This is a genomic window from Sphingomonas sp. CCH9-E2 (assembly GCF_001557215.1).
Taxonomy (GTDB): domain Bacteria; phylum Pseudomonadota; class Alphaproteobacteria; order Sphingomonadales; family Sphingomonadaceae; genus Sphingomonas.
In genome coordinates this window covers 26,470-41,540 of sequence record NZ_LSJM01000091.1, presented here as the reverse complement: position 1 = coordinate 41,540, position 15,071 = coordinate 26,470, and the positions used below count along the sequence as shown (strand labels likewise).

Below are 15,071 nucleotides of genomic sequence, written 5' to 3'. Positions count from 1 at the left end.
GATGAGCTTAATGCACTAACAAACCAATCGGTCCACTCGGTGGGGGCAGACCAATTGTCTCCTCTCGGTTGTCTGAAGATCTGAGCCTTCAACTTGGGCGAAATACATTGGCGGTCAGGTGTGCGTGGAACGCACCTCCGCGCACTCTTTACTTTCGGTCTGGATGGTCGCGTGCTCGATTTGAAAGGCCTGCGCGAGCATCTGTGCCACGCGGTTCCGTGTCGCCTCCGCTTGCGCGATGTCATCGACCACGACGTGAACAGAGCAGCTGACATTGCCGCTTGTGATCGACCAGACGTGAAGATCATGGGCACTTTGCACGCCCGGGACCGCGCCGATCGCCCTGCGCACCTCATCCAGGGACATGCCACGCGGCACGCCCTCCAGCAGGACGTTCGCCGTATCGCGCAGCAAAATCCAGGTCCGCGGGAGCACCCAAAGGCCGATGCCGACCGCGACGACCGGATCGATCCAGGTCATACCGGTGAAGCGAATGGCTATCGCCCCGGCGATGACCCCGATCGAGCCGAGCATGTCAGCCCAGACTTCGAGATATGCGCCTTTGAGATTGAGGCTCCGCTCCTTGCCGGACTGCAACAAGCGCATCGACACCAGATTGATGATCAGACCGGCTATCGCGACGGCGAGCATGCCCCCCGACTGCACGGGTTCGGGATCGCGGAAGCGGTTGATTGCTTCCACCAAAACATAAATCGCGACGGCAAAGAGCATGAGCGCGTTGAATGCGGCCGCCAAGATCTCGAAGCGTCTGTAGCCGAAGGTCCGTTGATCATCGGCCGGACGCGCTCCGATCCGGATCGCCATGAGAGCGATGGCCAGCGCTGCGACGTCGGTCAGCATGTGGCCGGCGTCCGAAAGAAGGGCGAGGCTGTTGAAGACAAATGAACCGATTACTTCCACGACGAGGAAAGTGCTGGTGAGAATGAGGGCGAACACCAGCATCCGGCTGTTCGCATCTTTGCCGTGATCATGCGCCGGCGGTGCCGCAATATTGGGCTTGCCGGTCACCGGATTATCCAGCTTGTCGGACATGGACGGTCTCCTTTTGCGGATCGGCGCTTTGCTCCGTCATTGGATCACCGCTCTGTCGGCAGCTCGGCGTCTGCAAGGGCATGCCGGAGGAGTCGAGCATGGCATCGCGGCGCAGCATTGGTCCGTTCGTGCGGCGAAAGGTTCGATCAATAAGCCTTAGACCCTGGCCCTCAGTTCCGAGGTCGGAACCTGTGCATTCCCTCAATCGCTCTTGAGGCCGAGCTAACGTGCATGAGGCAAAGGTCTTCATGGTCTGTCCGCGCTATCGGGAGCGCGCAGTTCCAGTGGTGCTGGACGCACGGCCGTGGGCGGCACACCGTCATCGACAGAATGACCGGGCGCCGCCGGAACAAATTCGATGCCGCTGTCGGGATCAATGTCGAGCGCTGGCGGGCCAGGCGTCGTCTTGCGGCTGAAGCCCGGTTCGAACAGCGTCCCTCCGAAAAGATTGAGATCGCGCGCTTCCGCCCGACCCATTGCCGCGAGCAGGGTGAAACCTGCGACATAGGCATCGCGCTCGGCGGTCACGAGTTGCACGCGGCTATTGAGAAGCTCCTGCTCCGCATTGAGCACGTCGAGAACATTGCGGGTACCGACTGTGTTCTCGGCACGGACGCCCTCCAGTGCGAGCTCATTCGCCGCGATCGCGGCCCTGGATGACTGGATCACGGCCTGCGTCGCCTGATAGCGCGAATAGGCGGCACGGGCTTCCGCGACGACACGGCGCTCGATGAATATGGTCTGCTCGAGCGCCTGGCTTTCAAGGGCGGTAGCGCGCCGCACTTGGGCCGCGGGCAGGCCCCCTTGATAAAGGGGGATGGTTGCCGAAAGCCCGATGGTTGCCGTCGTTTGCGCCTGTTGAAAGACGCGCCCAGGCAGTGTGCTGGTGAGCGAGCCCAGATAATTGTTGTAGCCGCCGCTTCCAACCGCCGAGAGCCTGGGCAGGCGCGATGCGCCCGCCACGCGGACATCGTAGCGCGCGGCCCTTGCGTCTGCCTTTGCGGCGAGAAGCTGGGGATTGTTCTCGACCGCGATCGCGACGGCCTGGGCAGGCGTTCCGGGCAACCCCGGCAAGGCCGGCGGCTGCTCGAGGTCGCGCGCGGGCAGGCCGACGAAGCGGAGATAATTCTCAAGGCTGGTATCCAGCTGTGCCAGTGCCGTCTCCAGCTGGCCTCGCGCCACTGCGAGACGCGCTTCGGATTGGGCAACATCGGTGCGGGTCAGATCCCCCACTTCGAAGCGGTCTTGTGAAGCCTGGAGGTTCGTCTCGAGGACAGCGACATTGCGGCGGTTGAGTTCGACGACCGCATCGTCGCGCATGACGTCCATGTAGACCGAGACAATGGCCGTGAAGACATCGGCTTCGGTGAAACGCAAGTTCGCCCGCCCGGCCTCCACGCGCGCGTCGGCGGCGCGGATCGAGTTCTTCACGCGGCCGCCTTGGTAGAGAGGAAATGTCAAATTCGCGTTGGCATTTGCAGACCGCAAAGGGGCGGAGAAGCTGTTGGCGGATCGCACAACGAATTCCTGATAATCTGCGGTGGCGCTCAGTGTCGGACGCCCGGCCGCCTTGGCGATGGGCACGCCTTCGTCGGTGGCACGCAGCCCAGCTCTTGCCGCCGTCAAGCTGGGGTTGGTGCGATAGGCATGGATCAGTGCTTGCCGCAGGGTTTCGCCGTGGGCGGCGCTGCTAGCGACCAGTGGCAGCGCCGCAATAAACCATTTCGAGAATCCGTTGCTCACTGAGAACCCCCGTTGTCGCGATAGGCCAGCAACCGAAGCGCATTAAAAACGACAAGCAGCGTCGAGCCTTCATGGGCCATGACCGCCGGTCCTATCCCGAGGCCCATGATCGTCGCCGGCACGAGCAAGGCGACGACGCCCAGGCTGACGACCAGATTTTGCCGGATGATCCAGCGGGTGCTGCGGCTGAGGCCGACCGCGAACGGCAGATGCGCGAGATCGTCGGCCATCAGCGCGACATCGGCGGTCTCGAGCGCGACGTCCGAACCAGCGGCCCCCATGGCGATGCCCACCGTCGCATTCGCGATGGCAGGTGCATCATTGACGCCATCCCCGACCATCGCGACCGGCGTTTGGGCGCGGAGCTTTTTGATTGCCTCGACCTTGTCCTCGGGCATCAAGTCGCCCCAGGCTTCCTCGATGCCGACTTCCGCAGCGACCGCAGTGGCTACACGCTGATTGTCGCCCGACATCATGATCATGCGCTGGATGCCCAGCGCCCTGAGGCGAGCGATTGCGTCCTTTGCGGCAGCGCGCGGCGTATCCATGAGCCCTATGGCGCCCAGGTCGCGATCACCGAGGCGCACGACCATTGTCGTACGACCCTGTTCGCGCAGGCGCTCGATTGTTTGCGCCGTCTCATCCGAGAGAGGCGCGAAGCCATCCCGACCGAACATTTCGGCCTTGCCGATGAGCACCGTCTCGCCGTTGACCCGGGCCTTTACGCCGCGGCCCGTCAGACTGGCCATATCCGTTGCTGCGGGGATCGGTTGCTCGTCGAGAAATTGCTCACCATCCCGCGCAATGGCTTCAGCGAGCGGATGATCGCTGAGCCGCTCGACGGCTACGGCAATCGCCATGAGTTCGTCGTCATCGACACCCGTCGCCGGCACGATGTCGGTGATGCGCGGCCGACCCGCGGTGAGCGTCCCGGTCTTGTCGAACGCCAAGGCATTCAGAGACCCGAGTGCCTCAAGCGGCCCGCCGCCCTTGATCAGTACGCCCCCGCGCGCCGCGCGCGCCACGCCCGACAAAACGGCGCTCGGCGTGGCGATGGCGAGCGCGCAGGGGCTAGCCGCTACGAGCACGGCCATCGCCCTATAAAAGCTGTCGCGGAACGGTTCGTCGATGACGACCCAGGCGAACAGCAACCCGACCACTAGAGCTAGGACGGAGGGCACGAACACCCGCTCAAAACGGTCGGTGAATCGCTGGGTTGGCGATTTTTGCGTCTCCGCTTCGCTCACCATTTTGACCACCTTGGCCAGCGTCGTATCGGCGGCAAGGCGAGTGACGGCGATTTCGATCGCTCCCGGACCGTTGATGGTGCCGGCGAATACGCGATGCTGAGCGGAAACCTTGTCAGGCTGGGCTGCCGCCTGGGCTCGGTCCGGCACCGGCTCCTTATCGACGGGGACGCTTTCGCCTGTCACGGGGGCTTGGTTGACGCTCGATCGCCCGACCACGACGAACCCGTCTGCTGCCAGCCGTTCATTGGGCTTTACGACTACGGTGTCGCCAATGACGAGTTCCTCGACGGGAACTTCGCTCAGACCGCCGTCGCCTCGCCGAACCATGGCAGTGCGCGGCGCCAATTCAGCCAAGGCCTCGATCGCGCGTTTGGCCCGGCCCATGGCGTAATGTTCGAGCGCATGCCCGAGGCTGAACAGGAACAGAAGAAGAGCGCCTTCGGCCCAGGCGCCCAAGGCACCCGCGCCCGCTGCCGCCACGAGCATCAGCGTGTCGATTTCGAAACGCTTTAGCCGTAGATTCTCGATCGCTTCGCGGAGAGTGAACCAGCCGCCGAAGACATAGGCGGCTAGAAAGCAGGCGAGCGGAATCCACGCAGGAGCCGTCGTCAGCTTCTCGATCGCAAATCCGGTCGCGAGCGCTCCGCCGCAAATCAGCGCGAAGATCAACTCGGTATTGGCACCGAAGATTCCACCATGGGTATGCTCATGTTCCCCTTCGGCGTGGTCGTGCTCGGCATGATCGTGAGCTTTCGTCGCGGCCGTCGCCGAAGCTGCACCGATTTCCGGCCGTGGGCGGACACTCATCTGGGCCAGCGCCTTGCGAATTTCCGCCTCCGTCAGTTCGGATCGGCTGAATTCGACACTGATGGCGCCAACTGCGCTCGCCTCGGCTTCGACGATCCCCGGCATTTTGCGAAGCCGATCGGCGACCGTGCGGGCCTTGCGGGCGTGGGTCAGTCCATCAACCGACCATTGGATATGCTGATATTTTTCGGTGAGCGCAGCGCCAGCGCCATTGGCGATTTCCCGTACCCGCTCGAGCGACAGGATGGTCGGATCATAGTGAATGCAGAGTTGTGCCGGCGTATCGTCGTGGCTCGCCACGACGTGCGCTTCCTGGACGCCCGTGCGGCCTTGCAATTCAATTGTCAGCCTGCCTATGCAGCGGTCAGCCTCATCTTTGATTTCCGGCAGCAGAAGCGGAATATCGAGGCGCACTTGGTCTTTCATTGCTGCTGTCCTCTTCCCATCAACCCGCGCATGAGTGAGCGCGCAGCTACGGAGGCTGGTCTTCGCCGATGGTGAGGTGCGGGCGCGACGAACGCCCGCACCTCAAGACGCCGACGCTGGCGGAACCAAAGATGGCGGGGTCGGCCTTCGCTGAACGAATCCTCCGCATGGACGGACGGCGGAAAGCTCATCGAGGACGGGCATTTCGCTGCGCGTAGCGCGATATCACCGTACCCCGTCGAAGATGGCGCTCGAGCGAGTCGCCAGTCCTGACGAGCTGACGTCGCAAGAATGGACTTGTGACAATCCCTGGCCACGAGCCGATGCCCGAACAGCATAGTCGATGCGTAAGCCGGGTGCCTTCGGGCGACTTCTTCAAATGAAACCCTTCCTCGATCTGGAGCAGCCCTTTGATGCCCACGCGCCAGGCGAAGTGGCAGGGCCGTTCGAGGCAAACGATCCTTCCGTCGGCCGAAATAACAGGGTCGGTCCAGCCCGGTCGCCAGTAGGTACAGAGGAGTTTTTTCGGATCGGCGGGGTCGCTCTCGAGCCCGACAGTCGGATGCCAGTCGCGATAGCGATCGACGTCGACTAGTACCCGCCACACCCGCGCCAGAGGCGCAGACAATGATATCGAGTTCGCTACCGTAAACATAGCTCGTCATCCCACGAGAGCCGGAAGCCGCCCGTGTTGCGCTGGTGGCCACATCGGACACGCGAAGGTAGTGCCGCCTGCCGTGCGCGATGCTTGAAGGATCGCGCGATTCACGTGGGGATCCGATGCGGGTCATGGATTTGTACCCGGCAGTCCCTGCTTGGCCTTCCCGCCAAGAATTTCCACAGGTTCCAGTGTCATCAGTCCGATGTCGGGAATATCGTCGAGTGCCACGGCAAAGCTTCTCAACTTGGCGTCGTCATCGACGATCTCGATAAGGAGCGCCCGGTCGTTTTCGAAAACATGGCGCCGGTGCATGTGCGCCGAGCGGCCGAACCCCAACCGCGCCTCCAGAACCGTGACGCCAGCCAGGCCCGCATCCCTTGCCCGGGATGCAATAACTTCAAATACCCTGCGATCACCCAGATAGGCGCCTTCGTCAGTGTAGATTCGCAACAGCTTGATTGCTTCAGTCATGATCTTCTCCTTCACGCCGGCTCGGGTGCGTTCGGCTCGACTTGTTCTTCGCGCTTGCGGCGCTTGCCTTCGGTTGCACCGAGCACCACCTTTGCGATCGCCGGCAAAACGAGGAGGGTCAGGATCGTCGCCGCGATCAGGCCGCCAATCACTGTGGTCGCCAGCGGCTTCTGGACTTCAGCGCCGGTCCCCGTGGCGATCGCCATTGGTATGAAGCCGATTGCCGGGACGAAGCCGGTCATGATGACCGCGCGCATTTTCTCGGCCATGCCTTCCCGGATTGCCTCAATCAGAGGTAGCCCATGTTCCTGGCGTTCACGAATGGCCGTCATCACAACGAGGCCGTTCAGAACCGAAACACCGGCCAGCACGATAAGCCCAACCGCTGCCGAGACGGAGAAGTTGATCCCGGTTAAGATGAGGGTGAAAATCCCCCCGGCGAGTCCCAGCGGTACGGTCAGGAAGACCGCTGTCGCGCGGCCTGCCGATCCAAGGGCCATGAAAAGCAGGACGAAGATGGCGACAAAAGCCAGCGGAACCACAATCGACAATCGGGCGGTGGCCGCTTGCAAATTCTCGAACTGTCCGCCCCATTCGAGATAGTAGCCAGCCGGCAGCTTCACCTGCGCGATCTTCGCCTGCGCTTCCTGGACGAACGAGCCTGCATCGCGCCCTTCCAGGTTCAACTGGACAACAACGCGGCGCTTGCCGTTCTCGCGTCTTATCTCGTTAAGTCCTTCGGTGAACCGTATCTGGGCCACTTGTGCGAGCGGGACCTGTCGGCGCATTGCGCCCGGTTCTTCGGGCAAGAGGACCGGCAGCGAGCGGATGTCGTCAAGGTTGACGCGGGTTGCATCCGGCACGCGTACCGTGATGTCGAAGCGCCGATCGCCTTCGTAGAGCAGTCCCGATTCTCGCCCGCCCAGTGCCGCAGCGACCGTGTCGGCGACTTCCTGTACGGTCAGCCCGTAACGCGCGATCATCGCGCGATCGAGTTTCACGTCGAGCACCGGCGCACCGCCGACCTGGTCCGCCTTCACGCTGCTCGCTCCGGGGATCGCTTGCAGCACCCGCACCATCTCGTTGGCGGTCTGCGACATCTTGTCGAGATCGTCGCCGTAGAGCTTGATCGCAACGTCGCCGCGTACGCCTGAGATCAGCTCGTTGAAGCGCAGCTCGATGGGCTGGCTGACCTCGTAGAGCTGGCCAAGCTGGCCGCGAGCGGCCTTTTCGACGCGCTCAATCACATCGGCTTTGGTCGCGACGCCTGCCGGCCATTGGTCCTGCGGCTTCAGGATCACGAAGGCATCGGAAACGTTCGGCGGCATCGGGTCGGTGGCGACCTCGGCGGTACCGGTCTTGGAAAACATGAGCTCCACTTCCGGAAGCTTTTTGACCGCTTCCTCGACCTTGCGCTGCATCGCCAGGGATTGTTCGAGGCTCACCGAGGGCACGCGCGTCGAGGCGAGCGCCAGGTTCTTTTCATCGAGTTGGGGAATGAACTCTGAGCCGAGAAGGCCAAACGCCGGTATTGCCGCCAAAAAGAAGGCGAGACCGCCTAGAATGAACGGCCACGGCCGAGCGAGCGCCTTGTCGAGCAGCGGCAGATAACGATCCTTGCTCTTGCGGATCAGCCACACCTCCTTCTCGGCAACACGTCCGCGAATGAGCAGCGCCACCAGTGCGGGCACCAGCGTGATCGAGAGGATGAACGCGGAGACAAGCGCCAGCATGATGGTGATCGCCATGGGCGAGAAGGTCTTGCCCTCGACACCCGTGAACATCAGAAGCGGTGCGAAGGAGAGGAGGATGATCACCTGGCCGAACACGGTCGGTTTGATCATCTCCTGCGAAGCACGCATCGTTTCTTCGAGCCGCTCCCGAAGCGTCAGCAGCCGTCCTTCGTGTTCCTGACGATGCGCCAGTCGCGCCAGGCAGTTCTCGATGATGATCACGGCGCCATCGACGATCAGACCAAAGTCCAATGCGCCAAGGCTCATCAGATTGCCCGGCACGCGAAACGCGTTCATCCCCATCGCCATCATGAGGAATGAAAAGGGGATGACGAGGGTGGCGATGATGGCCGCGCGCCAGTTGCCGAGCAGCAGAAACAGCGACGCCGCGACCAGCAGCGCACCCTCAGTGAGGTTGCGTTCAACCGTCCCCACCGTCGCATTGACCAGCTTGGCCCGGTCGAGAACGATCTTGACTTCAATGCCCGGCGGCAGCGTTTTCGAAACCTGATCGAGCTTGGCGGAAACATCCTGGGCCACGATACGGCTGTTCTCGTTGATGAGCATGAGGACGGTACCAATCACCGCCTCCTCGCCGTTCATGCTGCCCGCGCCCGTGCGCAGATCACCGCCAATCCTGACGTTGGCGATCTGGCCGACAGTGATCGCAACGCCGCCGCGCGTTGCCGCAACGGCGTTCCGAATCTCGTCGACGGAACGCGCGCGGGCATCGACGCGGACGAGGTAGGCTTCGCCGCCACGGTTATAAAAATTGGCGCCAACAGCGAGGTTGGCTTTTTCCAGCGCCTCGCCGAGCTCGCTGTAGGAAATTCCGAAATTGGTCAGCTTGGTCGGATCGGGTTCGACGACGAAGTTTTTCGCGTAGCCACCGATCGAGTCGACACCCGCCACGCCCGGCACCGCCTTCAATTGCGGGCTGATGATCCAGTCCTGCACGGTTCGCAGATAGCCGGCCTTCTGAACCTCGTCGGTCAACCGGTCCCCCTCAGAAGTGAGATAACTTCCGTCGGGTTGCCAGCCGGGCTGTCCGGCAATCTTCTTCGCGCCCTTGCCGTCCGGATTGGTATAGCCGACAGTATACATGACGATCTCGCCGAGACCGGTTGTCACCGGCCCGATCTGCGGTTGGACGCCGTCAGGCAGGTTCTCGGTCGCCTGCCTCAGCCGTTCGCCAACCTGCTGGCGCGCAAAATAAAGATCGGTGGATTCCGAGAATATGGCGGTAACCTGGCTGAACCCATTGCGCGAGAGGGACCGCGTCGTTTCAAGCCCCGGAATGCCGGCGAGGGAAATTTCGACCGGGTAGGTGACGAGCTTCTCGATTTCGACCGGCGACAGACGAGGATCGACGGTGTTGATCTGCACCTGGTTGCTGGTGATGTCCGGCACCGCGTCAATCGGCAGCTTGGTCAGCTGCCAAATGCCGAGGCCGGCGACCGCGAGGAAGATGAACAGGACCGCCCAGCGTGCGCGGACGGCGAGCGCAATGAGACTTGCAATCACGGTTTATTCCTCCTCGCCCGCGCCCTTGCCGAGCTCGGCCTTGAGCAGGAATGCATTTTGAGTTGCGATCATCTGGCCTGGCTTCAGGCCTGAGAGGACCTCGACGCGGCCGGCACTGCGTCGTCCGATCGTCACCTTTTGCGCGCGGAAGCCCTGATTGGTCCGCACGAAGACAACATCTCGTCCTTCAAGGGATTGCAGCGCGTCCTCCGAGATGACGATCGCATCCGACACTTCACCGCGGCTCGGCAGGAGGCGAACGCGCACGGCAAGCCCAGGCTGCAGACTTCCCGTAACATCAAGCACAGCCGTGGCGGAACGCGTCTCACCGCCAAGACCAGGCGTAACGGCACGCACACGAGCGTCTATCGTTCGGCCGTCGGGTAGCTCGATGATGGCCCGGTCGCCGGGAGCAAGCCGCTGGGCGTCAATTGGCCCGACGGCAGCTTCGATTTGCACTTTCGAGGGGTCGGCGATGCGAAACAACTCGGTCTCCGGTTGCACGAAAGCGCCAAGGCTGACGCTTTCCGCCGTCACCCGCCCGGAGATCGGGCTGGCCACTATCGCGCCGCTGCCATCGCGCGTGACGTTCGCAGCACCGGCCGCAACCTGAGCTCTTCGGGCTTCGGCCGCAGCGGCCGCGGCCTCTGCCTGCGCCTGCTCATAGTCGGCGCGGGCGGTTACCTTCTGCTCATAGAGATGGCGCTCCCGCGCGAGCGTGCGCTGGGCCAGAACCGAGCGCGCGTCGGCCGCCGTCCGGTCCGCGGCGATCTGGGCGGCATCTCGACTCTGCACTATGGCCAGCGTCTCTCCCGCGCGTACAGGATCGCCCAGCCGTTTGAGCACTTGCGTGACCGCGCCGCCGGCACGGGCAGTCACGATCGCTTCACCGGCCGGCGTCGCGGCAACTGTGCCCTGCGCAAGGATTTCGGAGCCAAGGCCGCCCGGCTGCACCGCTTCTACACCGATGGCAGCTTTGCGGATCGCCTCTGCAGTCATCGCGAGGCTATCGGTGGGGGTTTCCGTCGTCTCTTCGGCCTTTCCAGCACTTGGCGCTTCCGCAGCAGGATCCGCGGTGCAGCGCGCGACTGAGAAGCCACCGACTGCGGCGAGCAGAACGGCACCAGCCACCCCGCCGAGGAGGCGTTTATCTTGTGTGATCATTCAACATCTCCGAATATCGAGTGGGCTGGCTGCGGGAGGGCGCGCGTCCCGGCGAGCCGCGAGGCAGAGGCTAAGAAAAGCGGAGTGGTGCCGCCTGTCGGATCCGGCACGGCGGGCAGGGCGCGTGTCTGGTCAGGTTCGACGTAAGCGTCCTGAGCCCGCAGGCGTGCATGAAAAACAGCCGGTCCAAGCGGCAGGTGGTCGCCGTTCCTTGAGAGAAGCTGGTTCATTGTTCCAAGTCCACTTCGCTCGCCGCCGCTGCCTGGCGCGCCAGCGTGGCTTGAGCTTCCGCCCGCGCGCGTCGCGCCGCGATGAGTTCGGCCTGTGTCGAGGCATAGGCCTGCTGAGCATCGAGCAGTTCGATCAGCGAGGATTTGCCGGCCCGGTATGATAGCTGCGCAAGACGCAGCGCCTCGCGCGCCTGGCCGATGCCGCTGCCTTCAAGGGCCGTGACGCGTGCCTCGGCGGCGGCCAAGGCCGCACGCGCGTTGGCGATTTCCGCCTGGGTGTTGGCGAGAACACTGTTGCGCCGCGCTTCAGCCGATTGAATTTCGGACCGCGCGGCTGCGATGTTGCCTTGGTTCCGATCAAAGACCGGCAGCGGCACCGAAAGGCTGGCAATCAGTGCCCGGTCACCTGTTTCGCGCAATTGGCGCACCCCCACACCAATGGACGGGTCAAGACGACCCTCCGCGCGGGCTTGGCGCAGTTGCGCATCAGCAATGACCCGTTCGGCTTCGGCAAGACGCACGTCGAGCGTCGCCATCGCATCGACATTCCTGGGCGGCGCCAGCAGGTCGCTACCGCTAAGCTCAGCCGGCGGGGTGTCCACGCCAAAGAGCGCTGCGAGCGAGCGGCGGGCATTCACTTCATCGGCTTCGGCCGCGCGGAGCGCCGCCGTCGCCTGTGCAAGGGCCGCGTCGGCGCGCAGCCCCCGCAGAGGGGGCTCCTTCCCCGATTCCACAAGTTCGCGCGCGATGCGAGACAACTCGCGCGCGCGCTCTTCATTTTCCCGCGCAAGCGCCAGGTTGTCGCGCACGGCTATGCCGAATGCGAAGAGAGAGCGGACCTGCTGGCCGAGCTCGGCACGAGCGATCGCGAAGCGGTATTCCTGTGCGGCAAGTTGGGCTTCGGCAAGCGTCATCCGCGCCTTGCGCCTGCCGCCGATGTCGAGCCTCTGATTGACCGAGGCCGTCGTTTCGGTGCCGTTGAAACCCGAATAGGGGCCCGTGCCGGCGAAATTCTCGACTTCGACGTTAAGGATGGGATTGTACCTAAACCGTGCCTGGCGCAGGCGCCCGCGCGCCGCTTCGACATCGGCGCGGGCCGCCACGAGAGCTGGAGAGCGGGCTTCGGCTTCCTCAAGCGCCTGAGGGAGTGTCAGGACCGGGGGTAAGGGGCCGGTTCGGACCTCGGGCGGCACCGATTGTGCCATGGGACCGGCGATAGGCCGATTGTCCGCCTGAGCCGAAGCGGGCGTGACCGATATAGCCACGAGCGCCGCAGCCATGGCGGGCGCAAACATAGGATGCATGTATGAAGAACTCCTGACAAACCGAAGGCGCGCGCCTGGGCACAGCCAGGCGAAGCTTCAGCTGTCAGGCAATCGGAGGTCGGAAAGTGTCGGAACGGGTCGGGGGAGCGAGACCTGCACGATTCCGCAGCAGCACGACTCGGACGGGAGCTATGCGCTCGATCTCGGGCGCGGACGCAACCGGAATTCCCACATGATGGCCGTGACAGCCATGAAATTTCACCGACATCTTTGAGGGATCGGATTGGCTCTTGTCGCTCTTCTTCGAGTAGCTCCCGCAAGCGTCCATGGACGCCAATACACGCGTGCCCGACCCCGGCTCAGCGGCATGGGCCATAGCTCCCGCCGTCACGCCGAAGGCGAGCAACAGGCTGAGAACTATGGAGAGCCACCCTTTCATCGGTTGACCATCTAGCCTCTCTCAAGTTGAAAAGGAAGAGGTAAATTCCAAACCAGAGTGAATTCGCGTGGCGGGCATCGACGGCTCGCCTCGATGTTATGTTGTTACATCCTATGGGCCCAACTTGCGTCGATGTTTATCTTCATTCAATTGCATTTATCCGGCGGCTTCTAAGAGGAAGACCCAAAAACGTAAAATATGGACAATGAAGTATTGGCTGGCTATTCACGTGTTTAGATGGAGAAATGTACCTACCGAGGTGCGGATTCTCGTATGATACTTTTCTTGAGTGGCCAGGTTCGCCTGCGATCGCCTGAACTGGAGCCAGCCGCTCGGCCCAAGCGTCGTCATAGTTCCCGGCGCTCGGGCCTAGCCGCTGTCGGCGGAGCGAAAACGACGGGGAGATTGCTGATTGCATCGTCGCGCGCCGCGACAGAACGCGACCGGGCTGTTGGCAGCGCTCGCCACCCGGTCTAATTCGTACCAATGACATCGCGACGCCGTTCGCTCCGTACTTGCAGCCCGCGAACGCGGACGGCGAACGGGAGCCAAAGTCGAGACTCGGGGTTCTTGTATACATCAGGTCCGGACGCCGTTGTCTTTGGCGGACGAGGAACTCGTGATTGTGCAACTACCGACACAATTGCATCGACACATCTGGGGGAAATCGATCATAAGCTTGCCGATCTTGCCGCCCTCCGCCGAGAGAGCGCCGCGCTGGACGCTCTTTGCGACGGCGGTACAGGCGGTCAGTGCCGAATACTGGAGGCGGTTGCTCCGATGCAAGAAGGCGGTCGCCCAATAGCCGCGCGCGGCAGGCTCGATTCCCCAACCGCCATCTTGGGGCGATTGGCATGAAGGCTCTGATTGCCTTCGATCTTGACGGCACACTTGCCGACAGCAAGCAGCCGCTGGACGAACGAATGGGACAAGCGCTCGCCGACCTGCTGGCCGTCGCCGAGGTCGCGATTATCTCAGGCGGGGACTGGCCGCAATTCGACAAGCAGGTTGCAAGCCGGCTCCCTGCAAGAGCGTATCGTGGCAGGTTGTGGCTGCTGCCGACCACCGGAACCAAGCTCTATCGGTATGACGGGACATGGCGGCGGGCTTACGCCGAGCTTTTCGGCAAAGAAGAAAAGAAGACAATTCTCGATGCTTTCGATGCGGCACTGGAGGCGACAGGGTTTCAGGCGGAGCGGAGTTGGGGCGAGCGGATCGAGGATCGTGGGAGCCAGATAACCTTCTCGGCGCTGGGGCAGCAAGCGCCACTGGACGCCAAGGAGCAATGGGATCCCGACTTTGCCAAGCGCAAGGCGATCCAGGCCGAGTTGATTCAGCGCCTACCGGGCTTTTCGATCAAAATGGGGGGGACGACGTCGATCGACGTGACTCGGGAGGGCGTGGACAAGGCCTATGGCCTCGAACGCCTGAGCTGCGAAAGCGGCATTCCGCTCGATGCGATGCTGTTCGTGGGCGACGCCATCTTTCCGGGTGGAAACGACTATCCCGCAAAGCTGCTGGGTCTCGATACGATCTGTGTCCGCGATCCGCGAGAAGCGCTTAGCGTAATCGCGGCAATCGTCGCTTGCCTCGCCGACCGTCACGCATTCCCCGAAGGCATCACCCCTCCCGATCAATGATGCTGGCGCGCACGATGATGTCGTTCGCGATGGTGGCGCGGCCGGTCGTGGCGGTTATAGGGGTGACGGTCATAGCGGTAAGGCCGCTCGTATTGGTGTGCCGGATACGCCGGATAGGAATAGGCGTAAGGCTCCGAATGGCGGTAATAGGGCTCCGGCTCCCGATATCCATGGCCGCGGTCGCCCAAGACCTCGTCACCGTAACCGCCACGATATCCGCCATCGTGATGTTGGGCCATCGCCGACGTCGGAACCGCGATCGTCAACGCGGCCAGGCCGGTCCATATGATCTTGCGCATCGCGTTCTCGTTTTGAATGCCGCCCCTCTGGAAGGGCCGAAGCTTATATGAAAAATTGCTTTTGAACGCCGAGTGAACGTTAGGAACAGTGAAATTGCCCCTTCGCATCGCCGAGTCCGGCGCGTCGAGCTGGACATTGGCACACCGCAAACAGTTGTCGGCGTCCCCGTAAGGCAGCAGCACTCGGCCACGCAGCGATCCGCCGTAAATGTAAACGACATTTGGGCCATGGTCGTCGCGATCTCCCGCGCGCCGTTCGATCAACGGCCCCGTGGGTGAAGCCAGCTCTTCTCGATATCGATCAGTGAGCCGCATTTACCGAACTGGGCGAAGCCTGAACGGGCGCTAGAGCAAGAATGCGTGTCC

10 protein-coding genes are annotated in these 15,071 nt (G+C 62.7%); 1 reads left to right on the top strand and 9 read right to left on the bottom strand.

The window, feature by feature from the left end; all coding sequences use genetic code 11:
* Window positions 1-114: 114 nt before the first annotated feature.
* The 8 genes from AX681_RS05000 to AX681_RS04965 form a co-directional block, all read right to left on the bottom strand.
* The gene (locus tag AX681_RS05000) at window positions 115-1,053 is read right to left on the bottom strand and encodes a cation diffusion facilitator family transporter (protein WP_066664317.1); all 939 of its coding nucleotides are present in this window, start codon (window positions 1,051-1,053) and stop codon (window positions 115-117) included.
* Between the two features lie 246 nt (window positions 1,054-1,299).
* Entirely contained in the window at window positions 1,300-2,796 is a 1,497-nt protein-coding gene (locus AX681_RS04995) for a TolC family outer membrane protein (protein ID WP_066664320.1), read from the bottom strand.
* On the bottom strand, window positions 2,793-5,279 hold the full coding sequence (locus AX681_RS04990; RefSeq protein ID WP_066664323.1) for a heavy metal translocating P-type ATPase: 2,487 nt from the start codon (window positions 5,277-5,279) through the stop codon (window positions 2,793-2,795). Before AX681_RS04990 ends, AX681_RS04995 begins: the two co-directional genes overlap by 4 nt.
* 187 nt (window positions 5,280-5,466) lie before the next feature.
* A complete protein-coding gene (locus AX681_RS21300; RefSeq protein ID WP_072599026.1) occupies window positions 5,467-5,934 on the bottom strand; it encodes an SRPBCC family protein in 468 nt (155 codons plus the stop codon).
* A 132-nt stretch (window positions 5,935-6,066) separates the two neighbouring features.
* A complete protein-coding gene (locus AX681_RS04980; RefSeq protein ID WP_066664362.1) occupies window positions 6,067-6,411 on the bottom strand; it encodes a DUF190 domain-containing protein in 345 nt (114 codons plus the stop codon).
* A gap of 11 nt (window positions 6,412-6,422) precedes the next feature.
* Window positions 6,423-9,668, bottom strand: a complete 3,246-nt coding sequence (locus AX681_RS04975) for an efflux RND transporter permease subunit (protein WP_066664328.1) — start codon at window positions 9,666-9,668, stop codon at window positions 6,423-6,425.
* Between the two features lie 3 nt (window positions 9,669-9,671).
* Window positions 9,672-10,832 carry an efflux RND transporter periplasmic adaptor subunit gene (locus tag AX681_RS04970; protein ID WP_066664331.1) on the bottom strand — a complete coding sequence of 387 codons (1,161 nt, stop codon included), beginning with the start codon at window positions 10,830-10,832 and terminating at the stop codon, window positions 9,672-9,674.
* A 226-nt stretch (window positions 10,833-11,058) separates the two neighbouring features.
* Window positions 11,059-12,342 (bottom strand): TolC family protein, encoded by a 1,284-nt coding sequence (locus tag AX681_RS04965; RefSeq protein ID WP_231733840.1) that lies wholly within the window; start codon window positions 12,340-12,342, stop codon window positions 11,059-11,061.
* Between the two features lie 1,278 nt (window positions 12,343-13,620).
* Between AX681_RS04965 and AX681_RS04960 the strand changes: the two genes are divergently transcribed.
* Complete coding sequence (locus AX681_RS04960; protein WP_066664338.1) at window positions 13,621-14,406, top strand: HAD-IIB family hydrolase; 786 nt, start codon at window positions 13,621-13,623, stop codon at window positions 14,404-14,406.
* Here AX681_RS04960 and AX681_RS21810 read toward each other — a convergent pair.
* The gene (locus AX681_RS21810; RefSeq protein ID WP_138012895.1) at window positions 14,400-15,020 is read right to left on the bottom strand and encodes a hypothetical protein; all 621 of its coding nucleotides are present in this window, start codon (window positions 15,018-15,020) and stop codon (window positions 14,400-14,402) included. The two genes, AX681_RS04960 and AX681_RS21810, sit on opposite strands and share 7 nt — an antisense overlap.
* Between the last annotated feature and the right edge of the window lie 51 nt (window positions 15,021-15,071).

Coding starts and splice junctions, on each gene's coding strand:
- AX681_RS05000 (WP_066664317.1), bottom strand. CDS start 1,053: ATGTCCGACAAGCTGGATAATCCGGTGACCGGCAAGCCCAATATTGCG.
- AX681_RS04990 (WP_066664323.1), bottom strand. CDS start 5,279: ATGAAAGACCAAGTGCGCCTCGATATTCCGCTTCTGCTGCCGGAAATC.
- AX681_RS21300 (WP_072599026.1), bottom strand. CDS start 5,934: ATGTTTACGGTAGCGAACTCGATATCATTGTCTGCGCCTCTGGCGCGG.
- AX681_RS04980 (WP_066664362.1), bottom strand. CDS start 6,411: ATGACTGAAGCAATCAAGCTGTTGCGAATCTACACTGACGAAGGCGCC.
- AX681_RS04970 (WP_066664331.1), bottom strand. CDS start 10,832: ATGATCACACAAGATAAACGCCTCCTCGGCGGGGTGGCTGGTGCCGTT.
- AX681_RS04965 (WP_231733840.1), bottom strand. CDS start 12,342: ATGGCTGCGGCGCTCGTGGCTATATCGGTCACGCCCGCTTCGGCTCAG.
- AX681_RS04960 (WP_066664338.1), top strand. CDS start 13,621: ATGAAGGCTCTGATTGCCTTCGATCTTGACGGCACACTTGCCGACAGC.
- AX681_RS21810 (WP_138012895.1), bottom strand. CDS start 15,020: ATGCGGCTCACTGATCGATATCGAGAAGAGCTGGCTTCACCCACGGGG.